25 protein-coding genes are annotated in these 23,435 nt (G+C 30.9%); 5 read left to right on the top strand and 20 right to left on the bottom strand.

The features are described 5' to 3' along the window. Positions 1 to 79 precede the first annotated feature (79 nt). Complete coding sequence (locus CAQ16704_RS00540) at positions 80 to 1,321, top strand: multidrug effflux MFS transporter (protein WP_039666416.1); 1,242 nt, start codon at positions 80 to 82, stop codon at positions 1,319 to 1,321. 128 nt (positions 1,322 to 1,449) lie between these two features. Continuing rightward, positions 1,450 to 2,031, top strand: a complete 582-nt coding sequence (locus CAQ16704_RS00535; protein ID WP_039666415.1) for a zeta toxin family protein — start codon at positions 1,450 to 1,452, stop codon at positions 2,029 to 2,031. 162 nt (positions 2,032 to 2,193) lie between these two features. Here CAQ16704_RS00535 and flgE read toward each other — a convergent pair whose 3' ends face one another. The 18 genes from flgE to infA all read right to left on the bottom strand — a co-directional run bounded on the left by flgE (position 2,194) and on the right by infA (position 17,018). After that, on the bottom strand, positions 2,194 to 4,668 hold the full coding sequence (gene flgE / locus CAQ16704_RS00530) for a flagellar hook protein FlgE (RefSeq protein WP_039666414.1): 2,475 nt from the start codon (positions 4,666 to 4,668) through the stop codon (positions 2,194 to 2,196). Positions 4,669 to 4,806: 138 nt separating this feature from the next. Continuing rightward, the gene (locus CAQ16704_RS00525) at positions 4,807 to 5,412 is read right to left on the bottom strand and encodes an NYN domain-containing protein (protein ID WP_039667659.1); all 606 of its coding nucleotides are present in this window, start codon (positions 5,410 to 5,412) and stop codon (positions 4,807 to 4,809) included. 337 nt (positions 5,413 to 5,749) lie between these two features. Next, on the bottom strand, positions 5,750 to 6,376 hold the full coding sequence (hisIE, locus tag CAQ16704_RS00520; protein ID WP_039666413.1) for a bifunctional phosphoribosyl-AMP cyclohydrolase/phosphoribosyl-ATP diphosphatase HisIE: 627 nt from the start codon (positions 6,374 to 6,376) through the stop codon (positions 5,750 to 5,752). Between the two features lie 10 nt (positions 6,377 to 6,386). Next, positions 6,387 to 7,154 carry an imidazole glycerol phosphate synthase subunit HisF gene (hisF, locus tag CAQ16704_RS00515; RefSeq protein WP_039666412.1) on the bottom strand — a complete coding sequence of 256 codons (768 nt, stop codon included), beginning with the start codon at positions 7,152 to 7,154 and terminating at the stop codon, positions 6,387 to 6,389. Beyond that, positions 7,136 to 7,870 carry a 1-(5-phosphoribosyl)-5-[(5-phosphoribosylamino)methylideneamino]imidazole-4-carboxamide isomerase gene (gene hisA / locus CAQ16704_RS00510; RefSeq protein ID WP_039666411.1) on the bottom strand — a complete coding sequence of 245 codons (735 nt, stop codon included), beginning with the start codon at positions 7,868 to 7,870 and terminating at the stop codon, positions 7,136 to 7,138. The genes hisF and hisA overlap by 19 nt, the downstream gene beginning before the upstream one ends. Before the next feature lie 6 nt (positions 7,871 to 7,876). Continuing rightward, the gene (gene hisH, locus CAQ16704_RS00505) at positions 7,877 to 8,458 is read right to left on the bottom strand and encodes an imidazole glycerol phosphate synthase subunit HisH (RefSeq protein WP_039666410.1); all 582 of its coding nucleotides are present in this window, start codon (positions 8,456 to 8,458) and stop codon (positions 7,877 to 7,879) included. Then, positions 8,455 to 9,534: a type II m6A DNA methyltransferase gene (locus tag CAQ16704_RS00500; RefSeq protein WP_039666409.1), complete on the bottom strand. Its 1,080-nt coding sequence runs from the start codon at positions 9,532 to 9,534 to the stop codon at positions 8,455 to 8,457. The genes hisH and CAQ16704_RS00500 overlap by 4 nt, the downstream gene beginning before the upstream one ends. A 2-nt stretch (positions 9,535 to 9,536) precedes the next feature. After that, a complete protein-coding gene (locus CAQ16704_RS00495; protein ID WP_039666408.1) occupies positions 9,537 to 10,337 on the bottom strand; it encodes an HpyAIV family type II restriction enzyme in 801 nt (266 codons plus the stop codon). Continuing rightward, positions 10,334 to 11,401 carry a bifunctional histidinol-phosphatase/imidazoleglycerol-phosphate dehydratase HisB gene (hisB, locus tag CAQ16704_RS00490; protein WP_039666407.1) on the bottom strand — a complete coding sequence of 356 codons (1,068 nt, stop codon included), beginning with the start codon at positions 11,399 to 11,401 and terminating at the stop codon, positions 10,334 to 10,336. The genes CAQ16704_RS00495 and hisB overlap by 4 nt, the downstream gene beginning before the upstream one ends. Next, a complete protein-coding gene (locus CAQ16704_RS00485) occupies positions 11,398 to 12,678 on the bottom strand; it encodes a histidinal dehydrogenase / histidinol dehydrogenase (protein WP_039666406.1) in 1,281 nt (426 codons plus the stop codon). Before CAQ16704_RS00485 ends, hisB begins: the two co-directional genes overlap by 4 nt. Positions 12,679 to 12,687: 9 nt before the next feature. After that, positions 12,688 to 13,587 carry an ATP phosphoribosyltransferase gene (gene hisG, locus CAQ16704_RS00480; protein ID WP_039666405.1) on the bottom strand — a complete coding sequence of 300 codons (900 nt, stop codon included), beginning with the start codon at positions 13,585 to 13,587 and terminating at the stop codon, positions 12,688 to 12,690. A 112-nt stretch (positions 13,588 to 13,699) separates the two neighbouring features. Continuing rightward, a complete protein-coding gene (gene rplQ, locus CAQ16704_RS00475; protein ID WP_039666404.1) occupies positions 13,700 to 14,053 on the bottom strand; it encodes a 50S ribosomal protein L17 in 354 nt (117 codons plus the stop codon). Between the two features lie 3 nt (positions 14,054 to 14,056). Beyond that, the gene (locus tag CAQ16704_RS00470) at positions 14,057 to 15,070 is read right to left on the bottom strand and encodes a DNA-directed RNA polymerase subunit alpha (RefSeq protein ID WP_039666403.1); all 1,014 of its coding nucleotides are present in this window, start codon (positions 15,068 to 15,070) and stop codon (positions 14,057 to 14,059) included. Between the two features lie 14 nt (positions 15,071 to 15,084). Then, positions 15,085 to 15,711, bottom strand: coding sequence for a 30S ribosomal protein S4 (rpsD, locus tag CAQ16704_RS00465; protein WP_012660845.1), 627 nt, complete (start codon positions 15,709 to 15,711; stop codon positions 15,085 to 15,087). A gap of 30 nt (positions 15,712 to 15,741) precedes the next feature. Then, on the bottom strand, positions 15,742 to 16,134 hold the full coding sequence (gene rpsK, locus CAQ16704_RS00460) for a 30S ribosomal protein S11 (protein ID WP_039666402.1): 393 nt from the start codon (positions 16,132 to 16,134) through the stop codon (positions 15,742 to 15,744). Positions 16,135 to 16,143: 9 nt separating this feature from the next. Continuing rightward, the gene (gene rpsM, locus CAQ16704_RS00455; RefSeq protein ID WP_039666401.1) at positions 16,144 to 16,509 is read right to left on the bottom strand and encodes a 30S ribosomal protein S13; all 366 of its coding nucleotides are present in this window, start codon (positions 16,507 to 16,509) and stop codon (positions 16,144 to 16,146) included. A 3-nt stretch (positions 16,510 to 16,512) separates the two neighbouring features. Next, the gene (gene rpmJ / locus CAQ16704_RS08100; protein ID WP_002781429.1) at positions 16,513 to 16,626 is read right to left on the bottom strand and encodes a 50S ribosomal protein L36; all 114 of its coding nucleotides are present in this window, start codon (positions 16,624 to 16,626) and stop codon (positions 16,513 to 16,515) included. A gap of 173 nt (positions 16,627 to 16,799) precedes the next feature. Next, the gene (gene infA, locus CAQ16704_RS00450; protein WP_039666400.1) at positions 16,800 to 17,018 is read right to left on the bottom strand and encodes a translation initiation factor IF-1; all 219 of its coding nucleotides are present in this window, start codon (positions 17,016 to 17,018) and stop codon (positions 16,800 to 16,802) included. A gap of 134 nt (positions 17,019 to 17,152) precedes the next feature. Between infA and CAQ16704_RS00445 the strand changes: the two genes are divergently transcribed. The 3 genes from CAQ16704_RS00445 to CAQ16704_RS00435 are packed head-to-tail and all read left to right on the top strand — an operon-like array spanning position 17,153 to position 21,201. Continuing rightward, positions 17,153 to 18,442 carry a metabolite/H+ symporter, major facilitator superfamily gene (locus CAQ16704_RS00445; protein WP_039666399.1) on the top strand — a complete coding sequence of 430 codons (1,290 nt, stop codon included), beginning with the start codon at positions 17,153 to 17,155 and terminating at the stop codon, positions 18,440 to 18,442. A gap of 52 nt (positions 18,443 to 18,494) precedes the next feature. Further along, positions 18,495 to 19,415, top strand: a complete 921-nt coding sequence (locus tag CAQ16704_RS00440) for a cytochrome c551 peroxidase (protein WP_039666398.1) — start codon at positions 18,495 to 18,497, stop codon at positions 19,413 to 19,415. Next, a complete protein-coding gene (locus tag CAQ16704_RS00435; protein WP_039666397.1) occupies positions 19,399 to 21,201 on the top strand; it encodes an MCP-domain signal transduction protein in 1,803 nt (600 codons plus the stop codon). Before CAQ16704_RS00440 ends, CAQ16704_RS00435 begins: the two co-directional genes overlap by 17 nt. A 16-nt stretch (positions 21,202 to 21,217) precedes the next feature. Here CAQ16704_RS00435 and map read toward each other — a convergent pair whose 3' ends face one another. Together map and CAQ16704_RS00425 are read right to left on the bottom strand one after the other, a co-directional pair. Then, entirely contained in the window at positions 21,218 to 21,973 is a 756-nt protein-coding gene (map, locus tag CAQ16704_RS00430) for a type I methionyl aminopeptidase (protein ID WP_039666396.1), read from the bottom strand. 84 nt (positions 21,974 to 22,057) lie between these two features. Continuing rightward, the gene (locus CAQ16704_RS00425; RefSeq protein ID WP_039666395.1) at positions 22,058 to 23,425 is read right to left on the bottom strand and encodes an L-serine ammonia-lyase; all 1,368 of its coding nucleotides are present in this window, start codon (positions 23,423 to 23,425) and stop codon (positions 22,058 to 22,060) included. Positions 23,426 to 23,435 lie beyond the last annotated feature (10 nt).

Raw genomic sequence — 23,435 nt, 5'->3', positions numbered from 1 at the left:
TTTGCCTTTAAAAAATGTAAATTAATGCTTATTTTAAATTCTTTTGCTTACAATGATAAAAATATTTTAGGAAATTTTTATGCAAAAACGCACACAAATTAAAGGTTTTGAAAAATTAAAACTCATTATTATACTAGCTTTTTTATCATCTATTGCACCACTTTCTACTGATATGTATTTACCTGCTTTAAATGAAGTTGAAAAAAGTTTTCAAACTAATTCTTTTTACACTCAGCTTTCCCTTGCAAGTTTTTTTATAGCTTTTTCTTTAGGACAGCTTTTTTACGGACCATTAAGTGATGTTTATGGTAGAAAAAAACCTTTATATATTGGAATTTTTATTTTTGTTTCTTCTAGTGTAGCCTGTGTTTTGGTTGATTCCATTCATGCTTTTATAGCCTTGCGTTTTTTTGAAGCTTTAGGAGGTTGCGTGGGTGTAGTTGTAGCAAGAGCTATAGTAAATGATATTTTTGAGCTTAAAGAAGCAGCAGGAATTTATGCTTTGATGATGGTTTTTACTTCACTAGCTCCTATGCTCTCACCTACTTTTGGTGGAATTTTGCTTGAATTTTTTTCTTGGCGTAGCATTTTTCTTACTCTTTTTATTTTGGGTTTTATTTTATTTTTGCTTGTAATTTTTGTTTTAAAAGAAAGTAACCACAATACACAAGGAAAAAAATTCAATCACCAAGAAGTTTTAAAAAGCTATAAAAATATTTTAAAAGACCGCCGTTTTGTAGTGTATTTATTCTGTGGAAATTTAATATTTGCAGGATTTTTTGCTTATTTAACAGGTTCATCTTTTGTTTTTACTCGTATTTTTGAGCTTAATGAGCAACAATACGCTGTGCTTTTTGGTGTTAATGCTTTAGGTTTTGTAGTTTTTGCAAATATCAATGCAAGATTAGTCCGTAAATATTCGCCTTATTATATATTACCTAGGGCTTTCATCAGTGTAGCTTTTTTAGCATTTTTGCTAATTTTAGGAGCCACTTTTGAATTTGGATTTTTAGCTTTTGAACTTCCTTTATTTTTTATCATTGCAAGCTTAGGTTTTATCTTGCCAAATACCACTACTTTAGCAATGGCAAGATCAAAACAAAACGCAGGTAGTGCTTCAGCTCTTTTAGGTGCAGCTCAATTTGCTATGGCTGGATTTATGGCATTTTTAGTAAGTCTTTTAAATGCAAACACACCTATACTTTTATCAGTTATTTTAGGAATTTGCACCTTTTTAGCTTTGATTTCTTATCTTAGTTTAATCAATAAAAGAAAATTCGAAAAAATAAAAAGAAAGTTAAGTGCGATTTCTCGCACTTAATTAAGCAATATTTTTGAAAAGATTCACTGACTATATCGAACCTTTTTCAAAAAACTTTATATTTATTTTCAAAACACTTATAAACAATTTATGTTAAAATTTCACATCATTCAACAAAGGCTTTATTAATGAAAAAAATAGCTACTATTTTTGCAGGAGTTAATGGATCTGGAAAAACTACCTTGTATTATAATGAACTTGAAAAAAACAAAGACTTTGGACTTAGAATCAACATCGATGAAATCGTAAGTAGCTTTGGCGATTGGAAAAATCAAGAAGATCAATTTAGAGCTTCAAGGATAGCCATTAAAATGCGTGAAAACTATATCAAAAAAGCTTATGATTTTAACCAAGAAACTACACTTTGTGGCACTAGCATTTTATCTTTATTCAAAAAATTACAAAAAAATTCTTACACTATAAATCTTTACTACATAGGATTAGATTCTCCAAATACAGCAAAGCAAAGAGTTAAGATTCGTGTGGCTAAGGGCGGACACGATATAAAAGAAGAACTCATAGAAAAAAGATACCACGAGTCTTTAAAAAATTTTAACATCATTGCAAAATTTTGTAATCACATCACTATTTTTGACAATACTCAAAATTATAAAAAACTCTTAGAATTTAAAAACAACAAACTAGAAGTATTTGAAATCACCAAATGGCTAGAACCATTAATGATAAATTTTAAAAATCCAAGTTTATAAATTTTCATTTTCTTTCGTCAATATGAAACTATGCTACTCACTTCCTAGGCAAAAGAAGTGAGTTAGCAATAGATTGAAGGCTTCAAGGTTATCAAGTATTACAAGGTTACCTTGATAACCTTGTAAAGCTTGATCCCAAGGCTTTAAAACCTTGGGTTAAGATTATTGTTTTAATTGAAGCAAGGTATTTAAAAGCTGATCACTTGTGGTGATAGTTTTAGAGCTTGCTTGATATCCTCTTTGTATAACGATAAGTTGAGTTAATGAGCGACTCAAATCCACATTTGACATTTCTATCGCAGAAGATTTCAAACCACCTCTACCGCCTTCTCCAGCATGTCCTATAGTAGGAGTTCCTGAATTTGCTGTCGTTTTGAAAAGGTTATTTCCTATTTCTTCAAGGCCCATATTATTTGGGAAAGACGCTAAAGCAACCTTAGCCAAGGCTAGAGTTTTACCATTAGTAAATTCTCCATAAATATAACCATTTTCATCAGTTCTTAATGCATCTGGCTTTAGATTACCCCCAGTGTAACCATCTGTTTCTTGTTTAGTGGTGGCTGAGTCTTTATCATAGCTTGTTAGACCATCAAAAGCTCCAGTTGTCCCAAAGTCAAGTTTTACTACTTGATTAGGTTTTGAGCCGTTATTTCCTGTGAAATTAATCACATTTGGTGTATAGCTTTGAAGTGATCCATCATTACCAAATTTTAAATTTCCTATTACTATATTACCAGGTGCTCCATTTCCACTAAAATTAATCTCAGCAGGTTCAGGAACTGAAATGATGATAGACCATTCAGCACCGCCATCTGCTGTTTTAGTTTCTTTGGTAAATTGCACGGTTATTTCGTGTCTAGTTCCTAATGAGTCAAAAATTTCTATACTTGCAGTATGAGCTGATAAATACATATCTTGAGAATATTTTTCATCATTTCCTGCATTGAAATTTCCATCTAAAGCGCTAAAGATATTTGTAAATTTATCATTCGTAGCTATTTTATTAGCTTCATTAGAATAACCTGTAATTTTAAAAGTCATATCTTTAGAATCACTATTTAAATTAGGATTAGTGATTTTAAATCTACCATCTCTTTCTACTACAACTTCTACACCTATATTAACATCTTGTCCGTTTGTAACACCACCTGTATTATAATTTTCTATTTGTCCATCTCCATCATAATCTACTGCAAATCTAGCATCTCTTTGCATTAATTCTCTTAAATCTTCAGTAGTATGGAAAGTTCTTTGTCCTGTAGCACTTGGCATATGAGCATTAGCAGCTGTATTTGCTTGAGGATTAGGATCAACTCCTATATCTACATTGCTTGAACTATAAATATACTCATGTGCTGTAATAACTTGGACATTAGTTTTAGCTATACCTGTAGTTGCTCCATTATTCGTTCCAAGCCATACTCTATCAGCTGTTCCATCTTGAACTAAAAGTGGTGGAGTATTAACAGGTCCTGTGTTAGCTCCAGTATTTCTTGTTGTAACTTGAGCTCCAGCTGTAGTTGCTGTATTTACAGTTATATTTATATTTTTAGTTTTAGCTGTAGTCCCTGTGCTATTATCATTAGTAAAAGTCATCTTACCATTTACTATAGAAGCTACTACACCAGTTTCTGCTGTCTTGGCATTGATAGCATTTAAAAATGTTTCCCTACCTACACCAGTTGCTGTAATGTGAGTCCCATTTATAGTAATATCTAAAGTAGCAGGGTATTGGGTTCCATTTGTATCTTTAAAACCCCAAAAAGTATATTGGGTATTATCTTGCATTTGAGCTTGTTCTGTAGGCAAGTCTTGATACATAGTGATATTTGAAGTATGTTTTGCTTCTTTATAGCTTACCCAAATACCTTGACCATCTCTTAAATTTAAGCCCTCGCCCTTAGCGTTAAACACTACGCCCATATCTACACCTTTTTCAGTTACTTGGGCTCCACTTTTTGAAGTCGTATAAAATTCAGTATGACCTCTATCGTTTTCATCTATAGCTGTTCCTGTATCGAGTCTTTGACCATGCTTAGAATCTAATGCATATATAGGACGCTTAGCTGATGCATTTGTGCCTAAAGTATTACCACTATCAAGGTTTGCTGCAAGTTTTACTATAGTACTTGGTTTAGCTGGCATACTCATACCAGGTGGGATGACTATATCTTCTACTGATTTAGAAGAATCAATCTGACCTGTTTCTTGATTATAATTCCATCCTTGAACGGTGTAGCCGTTATTATCTACAAAATTTCCTACCGCATCAGTTTTAAAGTCTCCTGAGCGAGTGAAAAATTGAGTAGTACCACCATCATTTGATACGATGAAAAAACCATCTCCATTTATAGCTAAGTCTGTGTTTTTATCTGTGGTTTGGATATTACCTTGTGAGTGAATTCTAGTAGTAGAACTTATACCTGCACCAAGTCCAACTTGCATAGGATTTTTACCACCTAAATCCCCATCTGGAGAAGTAGCTATCTTTGAAGTTTGACTCATAAGCGTAGAAAAATCTGCACGAGAATACTTAAAACCAAATGTATTAACATTGGCTATGTTGTTACCTTCTACATCCATTGCATATTGATGTGCCTGAAGTCCTGAAACTCCAGCCCAAAGAGATCTCATCATAATTAAATCCTTTAAAAAATATTGCTTTGTGATATTTCACAATTTCTATTGCTTGCCAAGATAAAAGCAATAAGTGTTCCAAAAATGAAGATATTTGTAATAAAAATTACATATAAATACAAAGTGATAATCGTGTGATTAAGGATTGTTGGTATTTTTAAAGACTGATGAGAGAATGTCTATATGCTCTAATAAACCTTTTTTCATTTGAGAATTTGAAACTCTCATAGGGTCTAGTTGGACAATGACCCCTTCTTTTCTTGCGTGTTTTATAGCTGGTATAAAATCACTATCTGCGGTAATAAGAATGATTTTTTCGATTTGTTTTTTTATAGATAAAGTAGCAATATCTAATCCTATTTTCATATCAACGCCTTTTTGTCTGATATCTAAAACAAAATCATCGGCAGTTAAGCTATCAATTTCTATTTCTTTTTGCAAAAGCTGTTTAAATTTTTTATAATCTTTGATTTTCCATTGAAAACTATTTTCATCAATCTCACCCAATCTTACAGCAAAATACGGCTGTTGTCTTAGACAATCCAACAAACTAGTTCTAAATTTAAAAGTATCAGTTTTTCCAAGATTTAATGATTTATCTGTTTTTTCTATAGGTGGCATAGGAACATTTTTATTTAATGGCTCACAATCATAAATATACACTCTATATAAATAATCTTTATTTCTTCTAACAGACTCAAACACATAATCTTTTAATCGTTTTGCTAGTTCTTCAGGAGTCATATCTTTGATATGTTTTAAAGTATTATATCTTTCTATAAAAAAGGATAAATCTACCAAAACAGCAGTTTTTCTAGGCTGTATAACAGAAAAGTTTATATCTTCACTAAAATTATTCATAAAAGTCCTACTATACATAACGAGATGTCAATCTAAAAATAAATGGCTAGACGACTTCTCGCTATGCAATGATGATTTATTATAACATAATAAATTAAAATTGCTATAACTTTTCAAAAAGACATTTGTAAAAATTTTGTAAAGTTTTTTAAAATTTACTCGATATAGTCAGTGAATCTTTTCAAAAATATTGTTTGGTTAAGTGCAGGGTTTCTTGCACTTAATTTTTATTTCTTTCTTTTAATTTTGCAATCACATCATTTAAACTCAAATTCGCATCAGCAAGTAAAACATCTAAATGATAAAGCAAATCCGCTGCTTCGTTTATAAGCTCATCTTTGTCTTTTGCTGTAGCTGCTAAGGCTGTTTCTACGCCTTCTTCGCCTACTTTTTGTGCTATGCGTTTGGTGCCTTTTGAAAAAAGTTCAGCCGTATAAGAAGAATTTGGGGTAGAATTTTTCCTTGAGTATATGAGTTTTTCAAGGCGTGATAAAAATACAAAATCAGCTCTTTTAGAAATTTGCTCAAAACAAGAAATATCACCACTATGGCAAGTAGCTCCGCTTGGTTTAACCAAAACTAAAATACAATCTTTATCACAATCAAGCCCTAAATCTACGATATTTAAAAAATTCCCACTTTCTTCGCCCTTCATCCACAAACGCTCTTTAGTGCGGGAGTAAAATACTACCTTTTGGTGTTTGAAACTTTCCCTTAAGGCTTGTTCGTTCATAAAACCTTGCATTAAAACTTCACAAGTTTGAAAATCTTGCACTATAACAGGGACTAAATTTGCTACCTTTTGCCAATTTATGCTTTTTATAAATTCTTCTTCATTTATCTTCATAGCTTTCCTTTTAAATGCGAATTTGTATGCCTTGATCTTTTAAAAAAAGTTTTAATTCTTTTAAATCTATAAGTTTTTTATGAAAAATCGAAGCTGCCAAAGCTCCATCTACTCCGAGTTTAAAAGCGTCTAAAAAATGCTCTTTAGCCCCTGCTCCACCACTTGCCACTAAAGGCACAGGGCAAATTTTTCTAACCTTAGCAAGTTGATCTAAATCATAGCCCTTTCTCATGCCATCTTGATTCATCATATTTAGCACGATTTCACCTGCTCCTAGCTCACATACTTGCTTTACCCACTCTAGTGTTTTTTTACCACTATGATGAGATTTGCTCTCATCTCCGGTGTATTTATAGACTAAAAGATTGCCATTTTCATCTTTAAAGGTATCTATACCTACTACCACGCACTGCACCCCAAAGCTTTTTGCAAGGCGTGAGATTAAATCAGGTTCATTTAAAGCAGGGGAATTGATAGAAATTTTATCCGCTCCATTTGCTAAAAGCTCTTTTGCATCATCTTCACTTTTTATACCACCTGCTACACAAAATGGTATGGAGATATTTTGTGCGACCTTGCTTACCCACGCTCTATCTACACGCTCATTCTTAGCCGAAGCTGTTATGTCGTAAAATACAAGCTCATCAATGCCATTTTGCGAGTAAAACTTAGCAAGCTCTATGATATCGCCCATATCTTGGTGGTTTTTAAACTGCACCCCTTTTACAACTCTGCCATCTTTTACATCTAAACACGCTATTATGCGTTTTGCAAGCATTTTTGAGCCTCCTTAATGCTAAATTTTCCATCAAGTAAGGCTTTACCCACGATGATACCGCTTACTATGCCATTTAACTTTTTAAAATCTTCTAAGCTTGCCACACCTCCACTTGCTTGGGTTTGTAAATGTGGGAATTTTTCATGCAAAGCTTTGTATAAAGTGATATTTGCTCCACTCATCGTGCCATCTTTGGAAATATCAGTGCATAAAATATGTTTTATATTTTTATAGAAATTTAAAAGCTCAAACAAACTCTCATCGCTTGTTTTACTCCACGCATCAGTAGCTACAAAAAACTCATCTTTAACACAAACACTATCAAGCGCTAATACTATATTTTCTACGCCAAATTCACTCAAAAGTTCTTGTGTAAAGGCTTTATTTTTAACTGCTAAAGAGCCTATAACCACGCGTTTAACTCCACTATCAAACAAAGCTTTAATCTCATCTTTAGTGCGTATGCCTCCGCCTACTTGTAAATTTACTTTAATCTTAGAAGCTAGATTTTCTATAAGTTTAAGTTGTCTTTTGCTAGGATCTTTTGCACCGCTTAAATCCACCAAATGAAGCCATGATATGCCTTGTGCTTCATACTCTTGAAATTTAGCCAAAGGATCAAAGCTGTATTCTTGCTTTTTGGCATAATCACCTTTATAAAGCCTTACTACCTTGCCATTGATTAAGTCTAATGCTGGAATTATTTGAGTTTGCATTTTTACCTACATATTTATGAAATTTTTTAATAGCACTTCACCTGCTTCGCCACTTCTTTCTGGGTGAAACTGCACGCCATAGAAATTGTCTTTATTTAAACTTGCACTAAATTTAGTAGAGTATTCACACTCTGCGATGGTGTATTCATTTAAACCTACACAATAACTATGCACAAAATAAAAATAAGCTCCATTTAAACCTTTAAAAAGCTCATGTGTGCTTGATACTTGATTCCATCCCATATGCGGGAAAGTAAAATTTGTTTTTTCTTGAAATTTTTGTGTTTTAAAAGGCATAATACCGAGTGTTTTTTGGTGTAGCTCTTCTGAAAATTCACCTAAAATTTGCATACCAAGACAAATTCCTAAAAGTGGTTTTGTAGTAGTTTGGATAAAACTTTCTAAACTAAGTGCTTTTAGATTAGCCATTGCTTTAGCTGCTGTGCCAACACCAGGAAGTAAAAGCTTATCTGCATGTGAGAGTTCTTTTAAATCATGAGTTATAATACTCTTTTGCCCTAAACGCAAAAGTGCAAATTTCAAAGAAGCTAAATTCGCACAACCTGTATCTATAATGGCTAAATTCATATCATTCCTTTAGAGCTTGCTAGGTTTTGATATTCATATCTTAAAGAATCAATGCTTATAAATTTTTTATCTTTAAAGATATAAAAATAACTCCATCCATTATGATTTTCTTTGTTTAAATATTTTGCTGCCATTTTATGTATGCTTAAAATTTCATTTCCATCACTTACTTTATTTTCATTTGCTAGATAACAAATATAATTTTTATTTTTATCATAAAATTTTTCATTTTTATTTAAAAATCCAGTATTTATAAGCTCCTCTAAACTTACCCTTGGAGGTTTTATTTCCAATTCATTTCTAGTGATTTCATTATCAATTGTGTTTATTTGTCTAATCCTAGATTCTGCTATTTTAGTATAAATTTTCTCTTGCTCTATCCCTATATAATATCTTCCTAATTTTTTAGCCATAGCTCCTGTAGTTCCTGTTCCAAAAAAAGGGTCTAAAATTAGATCTCCTTTTTTTGTACTTGAAAGAATAATTTTTTCAAGTAAAATTTCAGGTTTTTGGGTAGAATGAATTTTTTTGCCATCAATTCCTTTCAATCTTTCGTTTCCTATGCAAATTCCTATATTCCACACTGATTTTTCTTGTTTATTGTTATTTAAAAATTTCATAGTTTTATAATTAAAAGTATATTTTGAATTTTTAGATTTAGAACACCAAATAAGAGTTTCATGGGAATTACAAAATCTTGTTCCTTTAAAATTTGGAACAGGGTTTGATTTGTTCCAAATAATATCGTTTAAAATCCAAAAACCTAAATTTTGCATTATATAGCCTAGTCTAAAAATATTTTGAAAAGAACCTATAACCCAAATACTTGCATCATCTTTTAAAATTCTTCTACACTCGCTGAGCCAAATTTCACAAAATTCATCATAAGCTTTTAAAGATTCAAATTTATCCCAATCATCATTTACACCACTAAAAATTTCACCATTCGTTCTTAAAAGTTCGCCTTGTGTTTGCATAAAATAAGGTGGATCTGCAAAAACTAAATCAATACTTTTATCTGGAATAGTTTTTAAAATTTCTAAGCAATCACCTTGTAAAATAATATCTTTTTGCATTATTATAAACCTTCTAAATTTTTACCTGTAGGAAAAAGCTCTTTTCTAAGCTCTACAAATTCCTCTTTACTAGATAATAACTTTTTTATTAATTTTGGATAATTTTCTTTAGTTTTTAAAAGGGCAATTTTTATTTCTTCGCTTGTATCAAAATCTGGAACGCTCAAAATATCTTTACTTCTTTCTTCTTTATTTTTCTTAAGATGTGAAATAAGTTCATTATAAATATCTATTCTTTGGAAAAGGTTTATAAATAATTCTTTTCCGTAAAAGATAAAAATATTAACTTTCTCATCTGTATTATTACAAATTTGTTCTTCATAGAATTTTTTATTTTTCTTTAGACTATCATCACTAAACCACATACAAGCAACAATATGGTAATTAGGAAATTTTTGTTTTAATGTTTTGATTTTTTTAATTAAATTTGCATATTGTCCTCGTTTTTTTGTGCTATCATGATCATCTCTAATTTTTTGTTCAATAAGATAAATATTATCATTATCTTTAAAAACCTGATCGGCATTAAGTTTGTTATTTTTTTCATCAACCCCTATATTTTTATTGAGTATTTCATATCCCATTTCGATAATATATTCATTTAAAATCTCTTCTATAAAATCACCAAATTTAATTTCACAACTTTGAGTTATATTTTGAATTAATTTTGTTTTAGCGTTTGTAATTCTAAATAAACCTATATATCGTTTAGGATTATTAAGTACCGTAAGTAAAATTTCATAATTTAAGTCTTCGCCAAAAATTCTAGCATCAAGTTTATTTTTAAAATTTTGATAATTCATATCATTCCTTTAGAGCTTGCTAGGTTTTCATTTTCTATTTTTATAGCCATTTTTAAAGCTCTTGCAAAAGCTTTAAAAAGTCCTTCGGCTTTGTGATGATCGTTTTTGCCTTTTACTTTTAAATGCAAACTTGCCCCCATAGCATAACTTAGCGAGTAGAAAAAATGCTCTATCATCTCTGTGCTTAACTCTCCAAGTTTTTCTTTTTTAAATTTAGCCTTATAAACTAAATGTGGTCTATTGCAAAAATCAATCGCACAACTTGCCAAACACTCATCCATAGGCAAAACAAAACCATATCTTGCAATGCCTATTTTTTGATCTAGTGCTATTTTGATAGCCTCACCCAAAGCAAGTGCTACATCTTCTACACTATGATGCTCATCAACTTCTAAATCCCCTTTGCATTTTATCTCTAAAGATACATTTGCATGAGTAGCAATTTGCTCTAGCATATGATCAAAAAAAGCGATATTTGTTTTTATATCAGCTTTTGCTTTTTCATTCAAAGCTATTTTAACTTGAATTTGAGTTTCTTTGGTATTACGCTCTATACAAGCACTACGATAATTTTGCAAAATAAAATCAGTGATTTGCTCCCAATTAAAGTCGTTTTTGTCATATTTTAAACCTTGAATTCCAAGATTTTTCGCCAAAAGCATATCACTAGGCCTATCGCCTATAACAAAACTTTTATTTTTATCATAAAGTTTGTTTTGGGTATAGTTTTCAAGCATAGCAGTTTTTGGCTTCCTGCAAACACAATTTTCATTTTCAAAATGCGGACATATAAAAATATCTTCAAATTCTATACCACAACTTTGAAAAACACTTAGCATTTTCTCATGAGCCTTGTCAAAATTTTCTTTAGGGAAAGAACTTGTACCTAAGCCATCTTGATTACTCACCATGACAAATTTAAAACCAAAATTTTTTAGCTTTAAAAGTGCGTTGATGGCACCTTTTTCAAATTCAAGCTTTTCTAAAGAATCAATTTGAAAATCATCTTTTGGCTCATTTATAAGTGTGCCATCTCTATCTATAAATAAAATTTTTGCACTCATTTTAAGCTTTCTAATCTTAAGCTCACAGCATTTTTATGCCCATCAAGTCCTTCAGCAGCTGCTAAAACTTCTACTATGGGTCCAAGTTTTTTAAAACCTTCTTTACTAAGCTCTTGTACGCTCATTCTTTTCATAAAATCAGCAAGCCCTAAAGAAGAATATGACCTTGCAAAACCATAAGTTGGCAATACATGATTAGTCCCACTTGCATAATCTCCCATGGATTCTGGAGAATACTCACCTAAAAACACAGAACCTGCATGCATAATATCTTCAAGCAAACTAGATGGATTTTGCGTGTGAATGATCAAATGTTCTGGTGCATAATCATTTGAAATACTTATGGCATGTTTTATATCTTTTGCAAGAATGATTTTAGAGTGTTCTAAAGATTTTGTAGCAATTTCTTTGCGTGAAAGTTTTTCAAGCTGTAAAGCAACTTCACTATCTACTTCTTTGGCTAATTTTTCATCTGTACAAACTAAAATCGCTTGAGAATCTGTTCCATGTTCAGCTTGTGAAAGCAAATCTGAAGCTATAAATTTAGCATTAGCATACTCATCTGCCAAAACAAGTACCTCTGAAGGTCCTGCTTGCATATCAATAGCTACTCCATGATTATTAACTTGCTTTTTAGCCTCTGTTACAAAGGCATTTCCTGGCCCAAAAATTTTATCTACTTTTTTTACGCTTTGTGTTCCATAAGCTAATGCTGCTATCGCACCTGCTCCACCCATTTGATATACTTCATCAACCCCACAAAGTCTTGCTACATAAGCAATGGCAGGGTGCAAAGGTGGCGGAGAAGCTAAAGCTATAAATTTACATTTTGCAATTTTAGCAGGGATAGCTAACATAAGTGCAGTTGAAAAAAGTGGTGCCAAGCCTCCTGGTATATAAAGTCCTACATTTTCAATAGCTCTAGTTATCACTTTGCAAGTTACACCTTCAAAAGTTTGCACCTCTATGGTTTTACTCTCTTGTGCTTTATGGAATTTATAAATATTATCATAAGCTATTTTGATAGCTTGTTTTAACTCATCTTCAACTTGTTCTGCTAGATTTTCAAGTTCTTTATCACTTAATTTGATAGAGTTTATCTTTGCTTTATCAAATTTTAATGCCATTTGTTTTAATGCTTCATCGCCATTTGTCTTAATATCTTCTACAATGTCTTCTACTATAGTTTTAACTTGTGCATTAGCACTTATAGCTGGGCGTTTGAGTGCTAATTCTTGTTCATTTTTGTTGAGTTTTTCAAAATCTAATATTTGCATATTCCATCCTTAAGAAAGCATTTTTTCAATAGGTAAAACTAAAATCGCACTTGCACCTTCTTTTTTTAAAGCTTCCATAGTCTCCCAAAATAAATTTTCTTGGCTAACCATATGCAATGCAACTTTAGCTTTATCATTTTCTAAAGGTAAAATTGTAGGTTTTTCCACACCTGGCAATAAAGCTGTAATTTTTTCTAATTTTTCAACCGGTGCATGAAGCATAATGTATTTTGACTCTCTAGCTTGCATAACACCACTAATTCTAATAAGCAATTTATCGATTAATTCTTGTTTATGTGAAGATAAACTTTCTTTTCTTTGAATGATACAAGCTTTGGATTTATAAATTACCATAACTTCTTTAAGTCCATTTGCTTTTAAAGTAGCACCACTTGAAACTAAATCACAAATTCCATCAGCTAAATTTGCACTTGGTGCTACTTCAACCGAGCCTGTCAACATACAAGTTTTATAAGGGATATTATTTTCTTCCATAAAACGCTTTAAAAGTTGTGGATAAGAAGTCGCTATGCGTAAATTTTTAAAGCTCTCTATACCTTTATACTCGCTCTTTTCTGGCAATGCTAAAGATAAACGACATCCACCAAAATCAAGCTTTTTAAGCATTATAAAATCTGCGTTTTCATTTTTTGATTTTCTTTCAAGCTCATTTTCTTCTAAAACATTTTCTCCAACTATACCAAGATCTACTACTCCATCAAAAATTAATCCTGGTATATCATCATCTCTTACTCTAAGTAGATCAATAGGTAAATTAGTAGAAAATGCAATCAAACTTTGTTCGTGTATGCGAAGTTTTACCCCTATAGACTCAAGCAAGGCTATAGAGTCTTTACTTAAACGACCAGATTTTTGTATAGCTATGCGTAATCTTGAATTTTCTTGCATTTTTTTCCTTTTTTGTAGTTAAAAGATTAATAGTAGCAAAAAATAGATAAAAATACAAAAAATAATGAGTAATTAGTAAAAAGAGGTTTTAGCCTTAAAAAAAGGCTAAAACTTAAGCTACAAATTCAATGAAAGCCATTTCAGCAGCATCGCCACGGCGAATTCTAGTTTTAATAATTCTTGTATAACCACCGTTTCTATCTGCATATTTTGGTGCAATTTCAGTAACTAATTTATTCGTAGCTTCTTTATCTTGCAAACTTGCAAATACTGCTCTATGAGCATTAAAATCGCCTTTTCTTGCACGAGTAATTAATCTTTCAACATAACCTCTTAATTCTTTTGCTTTAGGCAATGTTGTTTCTATTTTACCTGCTTTAATAATAGCAATAGTAAGGTTTTTTAATAAGGCAGCACGATGAGTTGAGGTGCGACCTAATTTTCTATATCCATGTCTATGTCTCATTGATTATCCTTCATTTTGTGCTTTTAATTCTATAATTTTTTTCTTTAGCGTTTCTTTTGCACTATCATTGAGTTTTGAACCACCCATAGGAAATCCTATAGATTCCATTACACTTTTAATTTCATCTAATGATTTTTTTCCTAGATTTTTCAAATCTGCAAGCTCACTTATACTCATTAAAGCAAGCTCACCTATATAAGTTACATTTGCTTTTTCTAAACAATTAAAGCTTCTTGCACTTAAATTTAATTCGGTTATATTTTGAAGTAATTTTACATGCTCTACTTCATTGCTCGGTGTTTGATTTCTTGTAATACTTTGTGCGCTAGTTATTTTATCAAAAACCGATAATTGTTTATACATTGCCTCTAAAGCATTTTTAAAAGCATCGCTTGGTGAAATTTGTCCATCAGTTGTAATTGTAAAAACAACTTTTTCATAATCTGGATTATCTTCAAAAAGCACCTTTTCTATATCATAAACTGCATGCTTTACTGGTGTAAAAAACGCATCAAGTGCTATAAAATCAGGATCTAAGAAATTTTGAATTTCTTCAGAAGGAACATAGCCAATACCTTTTTCTATAATCAAAGTAAATTCTAAATCTGCATCTTCGTTAATAGTTGTAAGGTAGCTATCTACATTCACAACCTCAACAACTTCATTGTTTAAGTCTTTTCCGCAAATTTCTTTTGGTCCTTTAAAATTAAATGTAACAATCTCTTTATCAGAATCTGTTTTTAGTTTAAATCTTAATTTTTTTAGATTGATAATAAACAATGCAACATCTTCAAGCATACCACGCATACTATCAAATTCATGCGCAACACCTTTGATTTTTACTCCAGTAGGAGCAAAACCAACTGTGCTTGAATAAAGCAAACGACGCAAAGGATGCGCCAAAGTAATAGCATAACCAATTTCAAAAGGCCATGCACTTACTTTTGCTACTGTATCACTGATATTTTCAATACTAAACTCTGTCGGCGTATAAGCAGAAGTTGTAATATGTCTCATATCATAAACCTTTATTATTTAGAGTACAACTCAACGATATATCTTTCCTCAACTGGAATGATAACCTCTTCTCTTTCAGGTTTTCTTGTAAAAATTCCAAATCTCTTGTCTTTTTCTACATCAACCCAAGCAACTATACCAGTTTGAGCAGTAAGTTCGATTGCTCTTGAAATTTGAGGATTATTTTTACTTTTTTCAATTACCTCAATTTTTTGGCCTGCTTCTACTCTATAACTAGGAATATCAACTCTTTTTCCATTTACTAAAATATGACCATGTGTTACAAGTTGTCTTGCAAAACGGCGTGTTGTAGCAAATCCCATTCTATAGACAACATTATCTAGTCTTTGCTCTAAAAGCTGAATTAAAAGTGCACCTGTGTTGCCATCTTTTCTTGCAGCCTCAGCAAACAATCTTCTAAATTGTTTTTCGCTAACTCCATACATAAATTTAGCTTTTTGTTTTTCTCTTAATTGAAGTCCATATTCACTAATTTTTGCTTTTCTTTGTCCATGTTGACCTGGTGCATAAGGGCGTTTATCTAAAGCACTTTTACCTGCTAATCTTCTTTCGCCTTTCATTGCCAAACTTACGCCAAGTCGTCTTTCTAATTTCTCTACTGGTCCTCTATATCTTGCCATTGTAATTCTCCTAAATCTTATATCTTATTCTTAGACACGACGACGTTTTGGTGGTCTACAACCATTATGAGCTAATGGAGTTATATCTTTTAAGAAAGTTACTTTAATACCTTCCATAGCACCTACACTCTTAACCGCTGTCTCACGACCACTTCCTGGTCCTTGTACTTTTATGCCTACTTCTTTAATACCATGCTCTTTTGCTTTATTTAAGGCATCTTCTACTGCTTGTTGAGCCGCATAAGGAGTTGATTTTTTAGAGCCTTTGAATCCTAAGCCACCAGCACTACTCCATGCTATAGCATTTCCCATTTCATCAGTTATAGTAACCATAGTATTGTTAAATGTTGCACTGATATAAACTATACCTTTAGCTATATTTTTTTTAGCTACTTTTTTCTTAACTACTTTTCTTTTTGCCATTTTCTATCCTTATGATTTTGCACCAACGGTTTTTCTCTTACCTTTTCTAGTTCTAGCGTTTGTTTTAGTTTTTTGACCACGAACTGGTAAGCCTTTTCTATGTCTTAAACCTCTAAAACTTCCTAAATCCATCAATGCTTTGATATCCATAGCAACTTGTTTTCTAAGATCACCCTCAACCATATAGCTCTCTTGAATTTCTTTACGAATAGCTGCTGCCTCATCTTCACTTAACTCATGAACTCTTTTGTCATAAGAAATTCCGGTTTTATCTAAAATTTTTCTTGAAGTATGTAAACCTATACCATAAATATAAGTCAAACCATATTCAATTCTTTTTTTCTTTGGTAAATCCACACCTGCAATACGAGCCATAAATTATCCTTGTCTTTGTTTATGTTTTGGGTTTTCGCAAATAATGCGAACTACGCCTTTACGACGAACTACTTTGCACTTGTCACACATCTTTTTAACAGATGGTCTAACTTTCATGCTTTACTCCTGTTATTGTAAATTCCACTTTTTTACAACTGCACCAGGTTTTTAGAATAACCAACTATTTTCAAAATAAGTGGTGATTTTGAAAATACTTCTTCATACAGTTTTATTGCAATTTCTGCAAAAGCAATAATTATACCTTACTTTTGCTTTTAAATAACTTAGACTTATTTGTATCTAAATGTAATACGACCTTTATCAAGGCTATAAGGTGTTAGCTCAACTTTAACTCTATCACCAGGCATTATTCTAATATAATGCATACGCATTTTACCTGCAATATGACAAAGTATTACATGTTTATTATCTAGCTCAACTTTAAAAGTTGCATTAGGCAAAGCTTCAACCACATTACCATCAATTTCAATAATATCATCTTTTGCCAATGTCTTCTCCTTTCTACAAAAAATACAAAGTTGTTATTTTATCATAATTTTTCTTTTTAATATTTTAATATTTTTTTATAAACTTTATATTTTTTTACTATAATGTTAAAATTATTACAAAGAAGGCTTATGGTATGTCAAAAATTTTAAGAAAAAATAATTTAAAAACTCTATTTTTATCTTCCTTGGGAGGAACTTTAGAATTTTATGATTTTATTATTTTTGTATTTTTTGCAAGCTATATCTCAAGAAATTTTTTTCCTAGTGATTTAAGTGATTTTTGGAAACTTTTAAACACTTATGGAGCTTTTGCAGCAGGATATTTAGCTAGACCACTCGGTGGTATAGTAATGGCACATTTTGGAGATAAATTTGGTCGTAAGAAAATGTTTATGCTTAGTATATTGTTGATGGTTATACCAACTTTTTCTCTAGCAATTGTACCAACTTTTGAAGATATAGGATATTTTGCTCCAGTCATTTTAATACTTGTTAGAATTGCTCAAGGAATTGCAATAGGTGGTGAATTACCGGGAGCTTGGGTTTTTATAAAAGAACATGCACCACAAGGAAAAGATGGTCTTTATATCAGTGCTATTAATGCTTCTATGGCTTTTGGAATTTTATTAGGATGTATTATTGCCCTAATGATAAATTATTATTTTTCTCAAGAGGAAATTTATGAATATGCATGGCGTATTCCATTTGCTATTGGAGCAATTTTTGGAATTGTTTCTGTATATCTTAGAAAATTTTTAGAAGAAACTCCCGTTTTTAAATTAATGCAAGAAACAAATAATTTGGAAAAATTCCCATTAAGAACTTTTTTCAAAGAAAAAGATGTATTATTTAATACTATCTCTTCTATGTTTTTAACTTGGATGCTTACAGCTTGTGTTGTGATATTAATACTATTAATGCCAAATTTTATACCTGAAGTATTAACTTTAAATAAGACTGATGCTATATATATTCAGATGATGGCTATAATAATTTTATCATGTGGTACTTTAATGGCTGGATTATGGGTGGATAAATTTGGTTTTTTACCAACTGCTTTTATTTTTTCAATTGGTTTTAGCATATCTTGTTTTTTTTATTTTTATTTTTTTTATGAAGAAATTTTACATTTAAGTATATATTTTTATTTCATTTCAAGTTTTTTTGGTGGCATTAATGCCCTAGCGCCTATTTTAATGTGTAAAATATTCAAGCCAAACATACGTTTTAGTGGAATTTCTTTTTCATATAATATAGCATATGCAATAGCGGGTGGATTTACCCCACAACTTGTTTTTGCTTTGCATTCTCTAGCCATAAAACCAGAAAATCCTTTTATATTTGGAATTTTTATTTATATTTTAATCTTGTCATTCATAACACTTGTAACCTCCATTTTTACTTATAAGAGATTAAGATTTTAGTGTTATAATAAAAGAATTTTAGTTTAAAAAATTAAAAAAGAGGGAAATAATTATGAAATTTTTTATCATTTTAATATGTTCTTTTTTTCCTTGTTTAGCATTAGAAATGATTACACCTATACCCGATAGCATACCCTATGATAAAGAAAAAGCTTTGTTAGGTAAAAAACTTTATATGGATACAAGTTTATCAAAAGATAAAAAAGTCTCTTGTAACACTTGTCATGATATTACTAAATTTGGAGTAGATAATAAAACTTTTTCTGTAGGTATTAATGAAATATTAGATGAACCATTTCATACACCTACGAATTTTAATGCAGTTTTTAATCTTTCACAATTTTGGAGAGGCAATGCTAAAGATTTACAAGAACAAGCAAAAAGTCCTATAATAAATCCTAAAGAAATGGGATTAGAAGATGGAAATGAAGCTGTCCAAATAGTAAAAAGCAATCCTATATATGAAAAGGAATTTCAAAGATTATATGGTGAAGTTACTTTTGATAATATAGCAGATGCTTTAGCTGAATTTCAAAAAACCTTACTGACTCCAAATTCTCCTTTTGATCGTTATTTAAAAGGAGATAAAAACGCTATAAACGAACAAGCCAAAAGAGGATATAATGCCTTTTTATCTAATGGTTGCATTGCATGCCATCAAGGACAAAATATAGGTGGCAATATGTATCAGAAAATGGGGGTATTTGTACCTTATGATAATGGAACAAATTGGCAAGGTCGTTATGAGATAACAAAAGATCCTAATGATAAATTTGTGGTTAAAGTTCCAAGTCTTAGAAATATAGCTAAAACAGCACCATATTTTCACGATGGATCTATGCCAACACTTGATGCGTGCGTACAATTTATGGCATATTATCAACTTGGAAAATTCTTAGAACAAAATGTAGTAGATGATATAGTTGCATTTTTGAATTCTTTAACAGGAGAATATCATGATCCACTCAAATAAAAAAGCTTTTTCATTTTTATCACAATTTATTATTTTATCTGTAGTGATTTTGGTATTACTTTTAGTTTTAACATTATTCATTTTCAATACTTACAACACCACAAAAAGAAATTCTACAATTATGAGTTCTTTTCAAAAGCTTGAAATTTTAGATACAAAATTAGATGAAATTTTTAAAAACAAACTCAATTTACAAAACTATGATACAAGTGTCGTATTAATACAAGATTTTGAAAACACCTTAAATATTTTAAAAAAGAATGATATTGATATAAAAAAAATAGAAACCATATTTCAGAAAAAAAATACACAATTACAACATTTTAAATCTGCAAATTCTATAGCTATTAATTCAAAACTTTATCTTTACGAAATTCAGCAAGAAATTATTAAACAAACAAATAAGCTAATCTTAAACACTCAAGAAAGTATGCAAATAGAACGTATAGGAAATATTTTAAGCATTATAGGTACTATGGATATTTTAGAACCATTAGCACAAAATAGGTTACAGAATTTAGTAAATAATTTAACTATAAACAATTCCCAATTATCACATGAATTGCTAAATCTTTTTAGCATACATTGCAAAATGATAATTAATCAAATAGCAATTTTAAAAGAGAATTCTCAGGCTTTTTTAGACCAAGAATTGCAAAAAGAAATTATTACTCACAAAAATATTATTGCTCAAGAGATTGGTCAAAATAGCAAATATAATCTTTATACCGCTATAGGAATATTTTTATTTACTTTATTTGTATTAGTTTTTTTTATTTTACTTACACTAAAAAAAGTGATTATACCTATATCCTTATTAGAAAAACTAAGTGCAAATTTAGCAGGAGATCGTGCTAATCTTAATGCTAGATTGGATATAGATAAAAAAAGCGAATTAGCCGCAAGTGCTGGTTATATTAACTCTTTTATACAAATAGTGCAAAATTCTGTTTTAGAAGCTATACAAACTGCAAAATCAAGCCATAAAAGTTCGCAAAAACTTTCGCAAAATGCCGAAGAGTTGCAACAAAGCTCATTTTTACAACATGAACAAATTTCTAATGTTCGTAAAATTAGTTTGGTATTAGAAAATCATATAAATTTAACTCAAAATCTAGCCAAAGATACTATAAAAGATATGTATGATATGCAAGAGGTTATGGGTAAAGTAGAAGCAACACTAAAAGAGCTAGTAGAACTTATCTCATTAAGTAGCGAGAAAGAGCAGAGTGTTTTAAGTGCTATGGATATGTTAGTACAAAGCGCTGATAGTATAGTGGAAGTCACTACAACCATCAAAGATATAGCTGATCAAACTAATTTATTAGCACTAAATGCTGCAATAGAAGCTGCAAGAGCAGGAGAGCATGGTAGGGGATTTGCCGTTGTTGCTGATGAGGTAAGAAATCTTGCCGATAAAACAACCAAGTCTTTAGTGGCTATAGAAACCACAGTAAGAACAATCGTTCAGCAAATCAATGACAACAAAAGCTTAATGGATGGAATTCACCAGTCTATGAACAATACTTCTGACAAAGCCGATATTTTACAAGGTGAAGTTAGCACCTCTATAGAAAAACTAAAAACAAGTATCCAATCTACTCAAATTATGGAAGAAAAAAGCGATGAATCAAAAGCTAAAATGAATGAGCTAGAACAAAACATAGAAAAAGTAACCGAACTTGCAAATTCTGTAAAAACATACTCACTTGATGTAACACAAATTTCGCAAAATGTTTTAGAAAATGCATCTAAACTTTCGGAAAAACTAAAAACATTTGAGTAAGAAAGTATAAACTTTCTTACTTTGATAAGATATCTGCTCTACCATTTATAATTGCAACGCAATGCTCATAATGAGCTGTATTTAGTCCATCTTTGCTACCTGCTTCCCAATTGCCCTTTAAATGCACTGGAGTGCCATCTTTTTGGCATATCATAGGTTCTATACAAAAAACCATGCCATTTTTTATTTTCGGACCACTTTTAGCACTAACACCTGACTCTAAATAATTTGGAATTTCAGGTTCTCCATGTGGTTTTTTACCTATACCATGGCCACAATAACCTTTTAATGGCACAAATCCCTTTTTTGTTATAAACTCGCCAAGCTCATATGAAAGTTCTTTAAAACGCATACCTTCTTTAATGATGTCAATAGCATAATATAAAGTATCTTTTGCACAAGCAATCAAAGCCTCATCAATAGCTGAAATTTTACCTATAGGGATAGTTCTTGCAGCATCACCATAATAGCCATCTAGAAAAGTTCCTACATCAAGTCCTAAAATATCACCTTCTTTTAAAATACGCTCATCACCTACTCCGTGAATACAAGCTTGATTTAGTGATATGCAAATAGATCCAGGAAAACCATATAAGCCTTTAAAAGATGGTTTTGCACCATGATCAAGTATAAATTCTTCTGCTTTTATGTCAATTTGTTTTAAACTTATACCTGGAGTTATAATACTTTCTAAATAATCAAGCGTTCTAGCTACAAGCTCATTTGCTTTACGTAATTTTTCTATTTCTGCTGGTTTTTTGATTTCTATCATTTATATTTTCCTTAAAATTTTTAAAAATTTATCATTTGTGGGCTTTTAAAAGCTTTAAGGAAAAACATAAATTAACTTAATATTTCAGCATACACTTTTAAGATTTGTAGCTAATCCACCTAAAGAAGTTTCTTTATATTTTGAGTTCATATCTTTACCTGTTTCATACATGGTTTTTATAACTTCATCAAGACTCACTTTTGGAGTTGATTTTCTACTCATTGCCATTCTAGCTGCTGAAATTGCTTTTATAGCACCAAAAGCATTTCTTTCAATACAAGGAATTTGTACTAAACCTTCTACTGGATCACAAGTTAAACCCAAATGATGTTCCATTGCAATTTCAGCAGCATTGCAAGCTATTTTAGCATCAAAACCCATAACAGTAACCATTGCCCCTGCTGCCATAGAACTTGCACTTCCAATTTCTGCTTGACAACCAGCTTCAGCACCACTTATACTTGCATTTTTTTTATAAAAAGAACCTATAAGCATAGCAGTTAGTAGAAAGTTGATAGCTTTTTCATCATTAAAACCTATAGTATGGTTCTTTAGGTAAAGCATTACAGCGGGTACAACAGCACACGCTCCATTTGTAGGTGCAGTAACCACCCTAGCTCCACTTGCATTTTCTTCTGCAATAGCAATGGCATATAAAGATATAAAATCAATAATACCTAAAGGATCACTTGTCATTGCCAAACGTTCATTAAGTCCTTTGGCACGACGTTTTAAGTGCAAATTTCCTGGAAGATAATCTGAACTTGGATGAATACCATTGTAATATACTTCTTGCATTACTTCCCAAATTTCTAAACAATATGCTCTAATTTCCTCTTTAGTATAAAATTGAAGCTCATATTCATAAGAAAGTTTCGCTAAATCCCATGATTTTTCTTCACAAATTTTTAAAGCATCGCTTGCATTATTAATGTCAAATTCTAATTTAGTATGTTTTTGCCCACAAGCTCCATCTTTGAATTTTTGAAGCTCTATTTCACTCATTACAAAACCACCGCCTACTGAATAATAAATTTCTTCAATAATAATTTCGTTGTTTTCATTATATGCACTAACTTTTAAACCATTTTCGTGCAAGGGTAAAAAACTTTTCTCGAAAACTAGATCTTTTTCATAATCAAATTTTAATTCTTTTTGAGCATTTAAAACTAAAATTTTATCTTGCAAGATTTTATTAAACACTCGATCTTGTAAAGCAGCATTTAATTCTTTTGCTTTTAAACCACTCAAACCCCATATAATAGCTTTATCACTTAAATGACCTTTGCCAGTAAGTGATAAAGAACCATATAGTTTAATTTGAATTTTTGTAATTTGTGTGATTTTATCCTTTATTTTTTCACAAAACATATTACCTGCTAACATTGGTCCTAAGGTATGAGAAGATGAAGGACCAACACCAACTTTAAATATACTTAAATTACTACTCATTCATTTAAAC

This window comes from Campylobacter sp. RM16704 (genome assembly GCF_000816245.1).
Lineage (GTDB): Bacteria > Campylobacterota > Campylobacteria > Campylobacterales > Campylobacteraceae > Campylobacter_D.
The sequence above is the reverse complement of the archived record's forward strand: the minus strand, read 5'-3'. Positions and strand labels throughout refer to the sequence as shown.

Coding starts and splice junctions, on each gene's coding strand:
- CAQ16704_RS00500 (WP_039666409.1), bottom strand. CDS start 9,534: ATGCAAAAAGATATTATTTTACAAGGTGATTGCTTAGAAATTTTAAAA.
- rpsM (WP_039666401.1), bottom strand. CDS start 16,509: ATGGCTCGTATTGCAGGTGTGGATTTACCAAAGAAAAAAAGAATTGAA.
- CAQ16704_RS00525 (WP_039667659.1), bottom strand. CDS start 5,412: ATGACTCCTGAAGAACTAGCAAAACGATTAAAAGATTATGTGTTTGAG.
- hisIE (WP_039666413.1), bottom strand. CDS start 6,376: ATGAAGATAAATGAAGAAGAATTTATAAAAAGCATAAATTGGCAAAAG.
- CAQ16704_RS00470 (WP_039666403.1), bottom strand. CDS start 15,070: ATGAGACATATTACAACTTCTGCTTATACGCCGACAGAGTTTAGTATT.
- CAQ16704_RS00440 (WP_039666398.1), top strand. CDS start 18,495: ATGAAATTTTTTATCATTTTAATATGTTCTTTTTTTCCTTGTTTAGCA.
- rpsK (WP_039666402.1), bottom strand. CDS start 16,134: ATGGCAAAAAGAAAAGTAGTTAAGAAAAAAGTAGCTAAAAAAAATATA.
- CAQ16704_RS00425 (WP_039666395.1), bottom strand. CDS start 23,425: ATGAGTAGTAATTTAAGTATATTTAAAGTTGGTGTTGGTCCTTCATCT.
- hisG (WP_039666405.1), bottom strand. CDS start 13,587: ATGCAAGAAAATTCAAGATTACGCATAGCTATACAAAAATCTGGTCGT.
- rplQ (WP_039666404.1), bottom strand. CDS start 14,053: ATGAGACATAGACATGGATATAGAAAATTAGGTCGCACCTCAACTCAT.
- CAQ16704_RS00485 (WP_039666406.1), bottom strand. CDS start 12,678: ATGCAAATATTAGATTTTGAAAAACTCAACAAAAATGAACAAGAATTA.
- hisB (WP_039666407.1), bottom strand. CDS start 11,401: ATGAGTGCAAAAATTTTATTTATAGATAGAGATGGCACACTTATAAAT.
- hisA (WP_039666411.1), bottom strand. CDS start 7,870: ATGCAAACTCAAATAATTCCAGCATTAGACTTAATCAATGGCAAGGTA.
- CAQ16704_RS00535 (WP_039666415.1), top strand. CDS start 1,450: ATGAAAAAAATAGCTACTATTTTTGCAGGAGTTAATGGATCTGGAAAA.
- flgE (WP_039666414.1), bottom strand. CDS start 4,668: ATGATGAGATCTCTTTGGGCTGGAGTTTCAGGACTTCAGGCACATCAA.
- hisF (WP_039666412.1), bottom strand. CDS start 7,154: ATGCTTGCAAAACGCATAATAGCGTGTTTAGATGTAAAAGATGGCAGA.
- CAQ16704_RS00445 (WP_039666399.1), top strand. CDS start 17,153: ATGTCAAAAATTTTAAGAAAAAATAATTTAAAAACTCTATTTTTATCT.
- CAQ16704_RS00540 (WP_039666416.1), top strand. CDS start 80: ATGCAAAAACGCACACAAATTAAAGGTTTTGAAAAATTAAAACTCATT.
- map (WP_039666396.1), bottom strand. CDS start 21,973: ATGATAGAAATCAAAAAACCAGCAGAAATAGAAAAATTACGTAAAGCA.
- rpmJ (WP_002781429.1), bottom strand. CDS start 16,626: ATGAAAGTTAGACCATCTGTTAAAAAGATGTGTGACAAGTGCAAAGTA.
- CAQ16704_RS00495 (WP_039666408.1), bottom strand. CDS start 10,337: ATGAATTATCAAAATTTTAAAAATAAACTTGATGCTAGAATTTTTGGC.
- CAQ16704_RS00435 (WP_039666397.1), top strand. CDS start 19,399: ATGATCCACTCAAATAAAAAAGCTTTTTCATTTTTATCACAATTTATT.
- rpsD (WP_012660845.1), bottom strand. CDS start 15,711: ATGGCAAGATATAGAGGACCAGTAGAGAAATTAGAAAGACGACTTGGC.
- hisH (WP_039666410.1), bottom strand. CDS start 8,458: ATGAATTTAGCCATTATAGATACAGGTTGTGCGAATTTAGCTTCTTTG.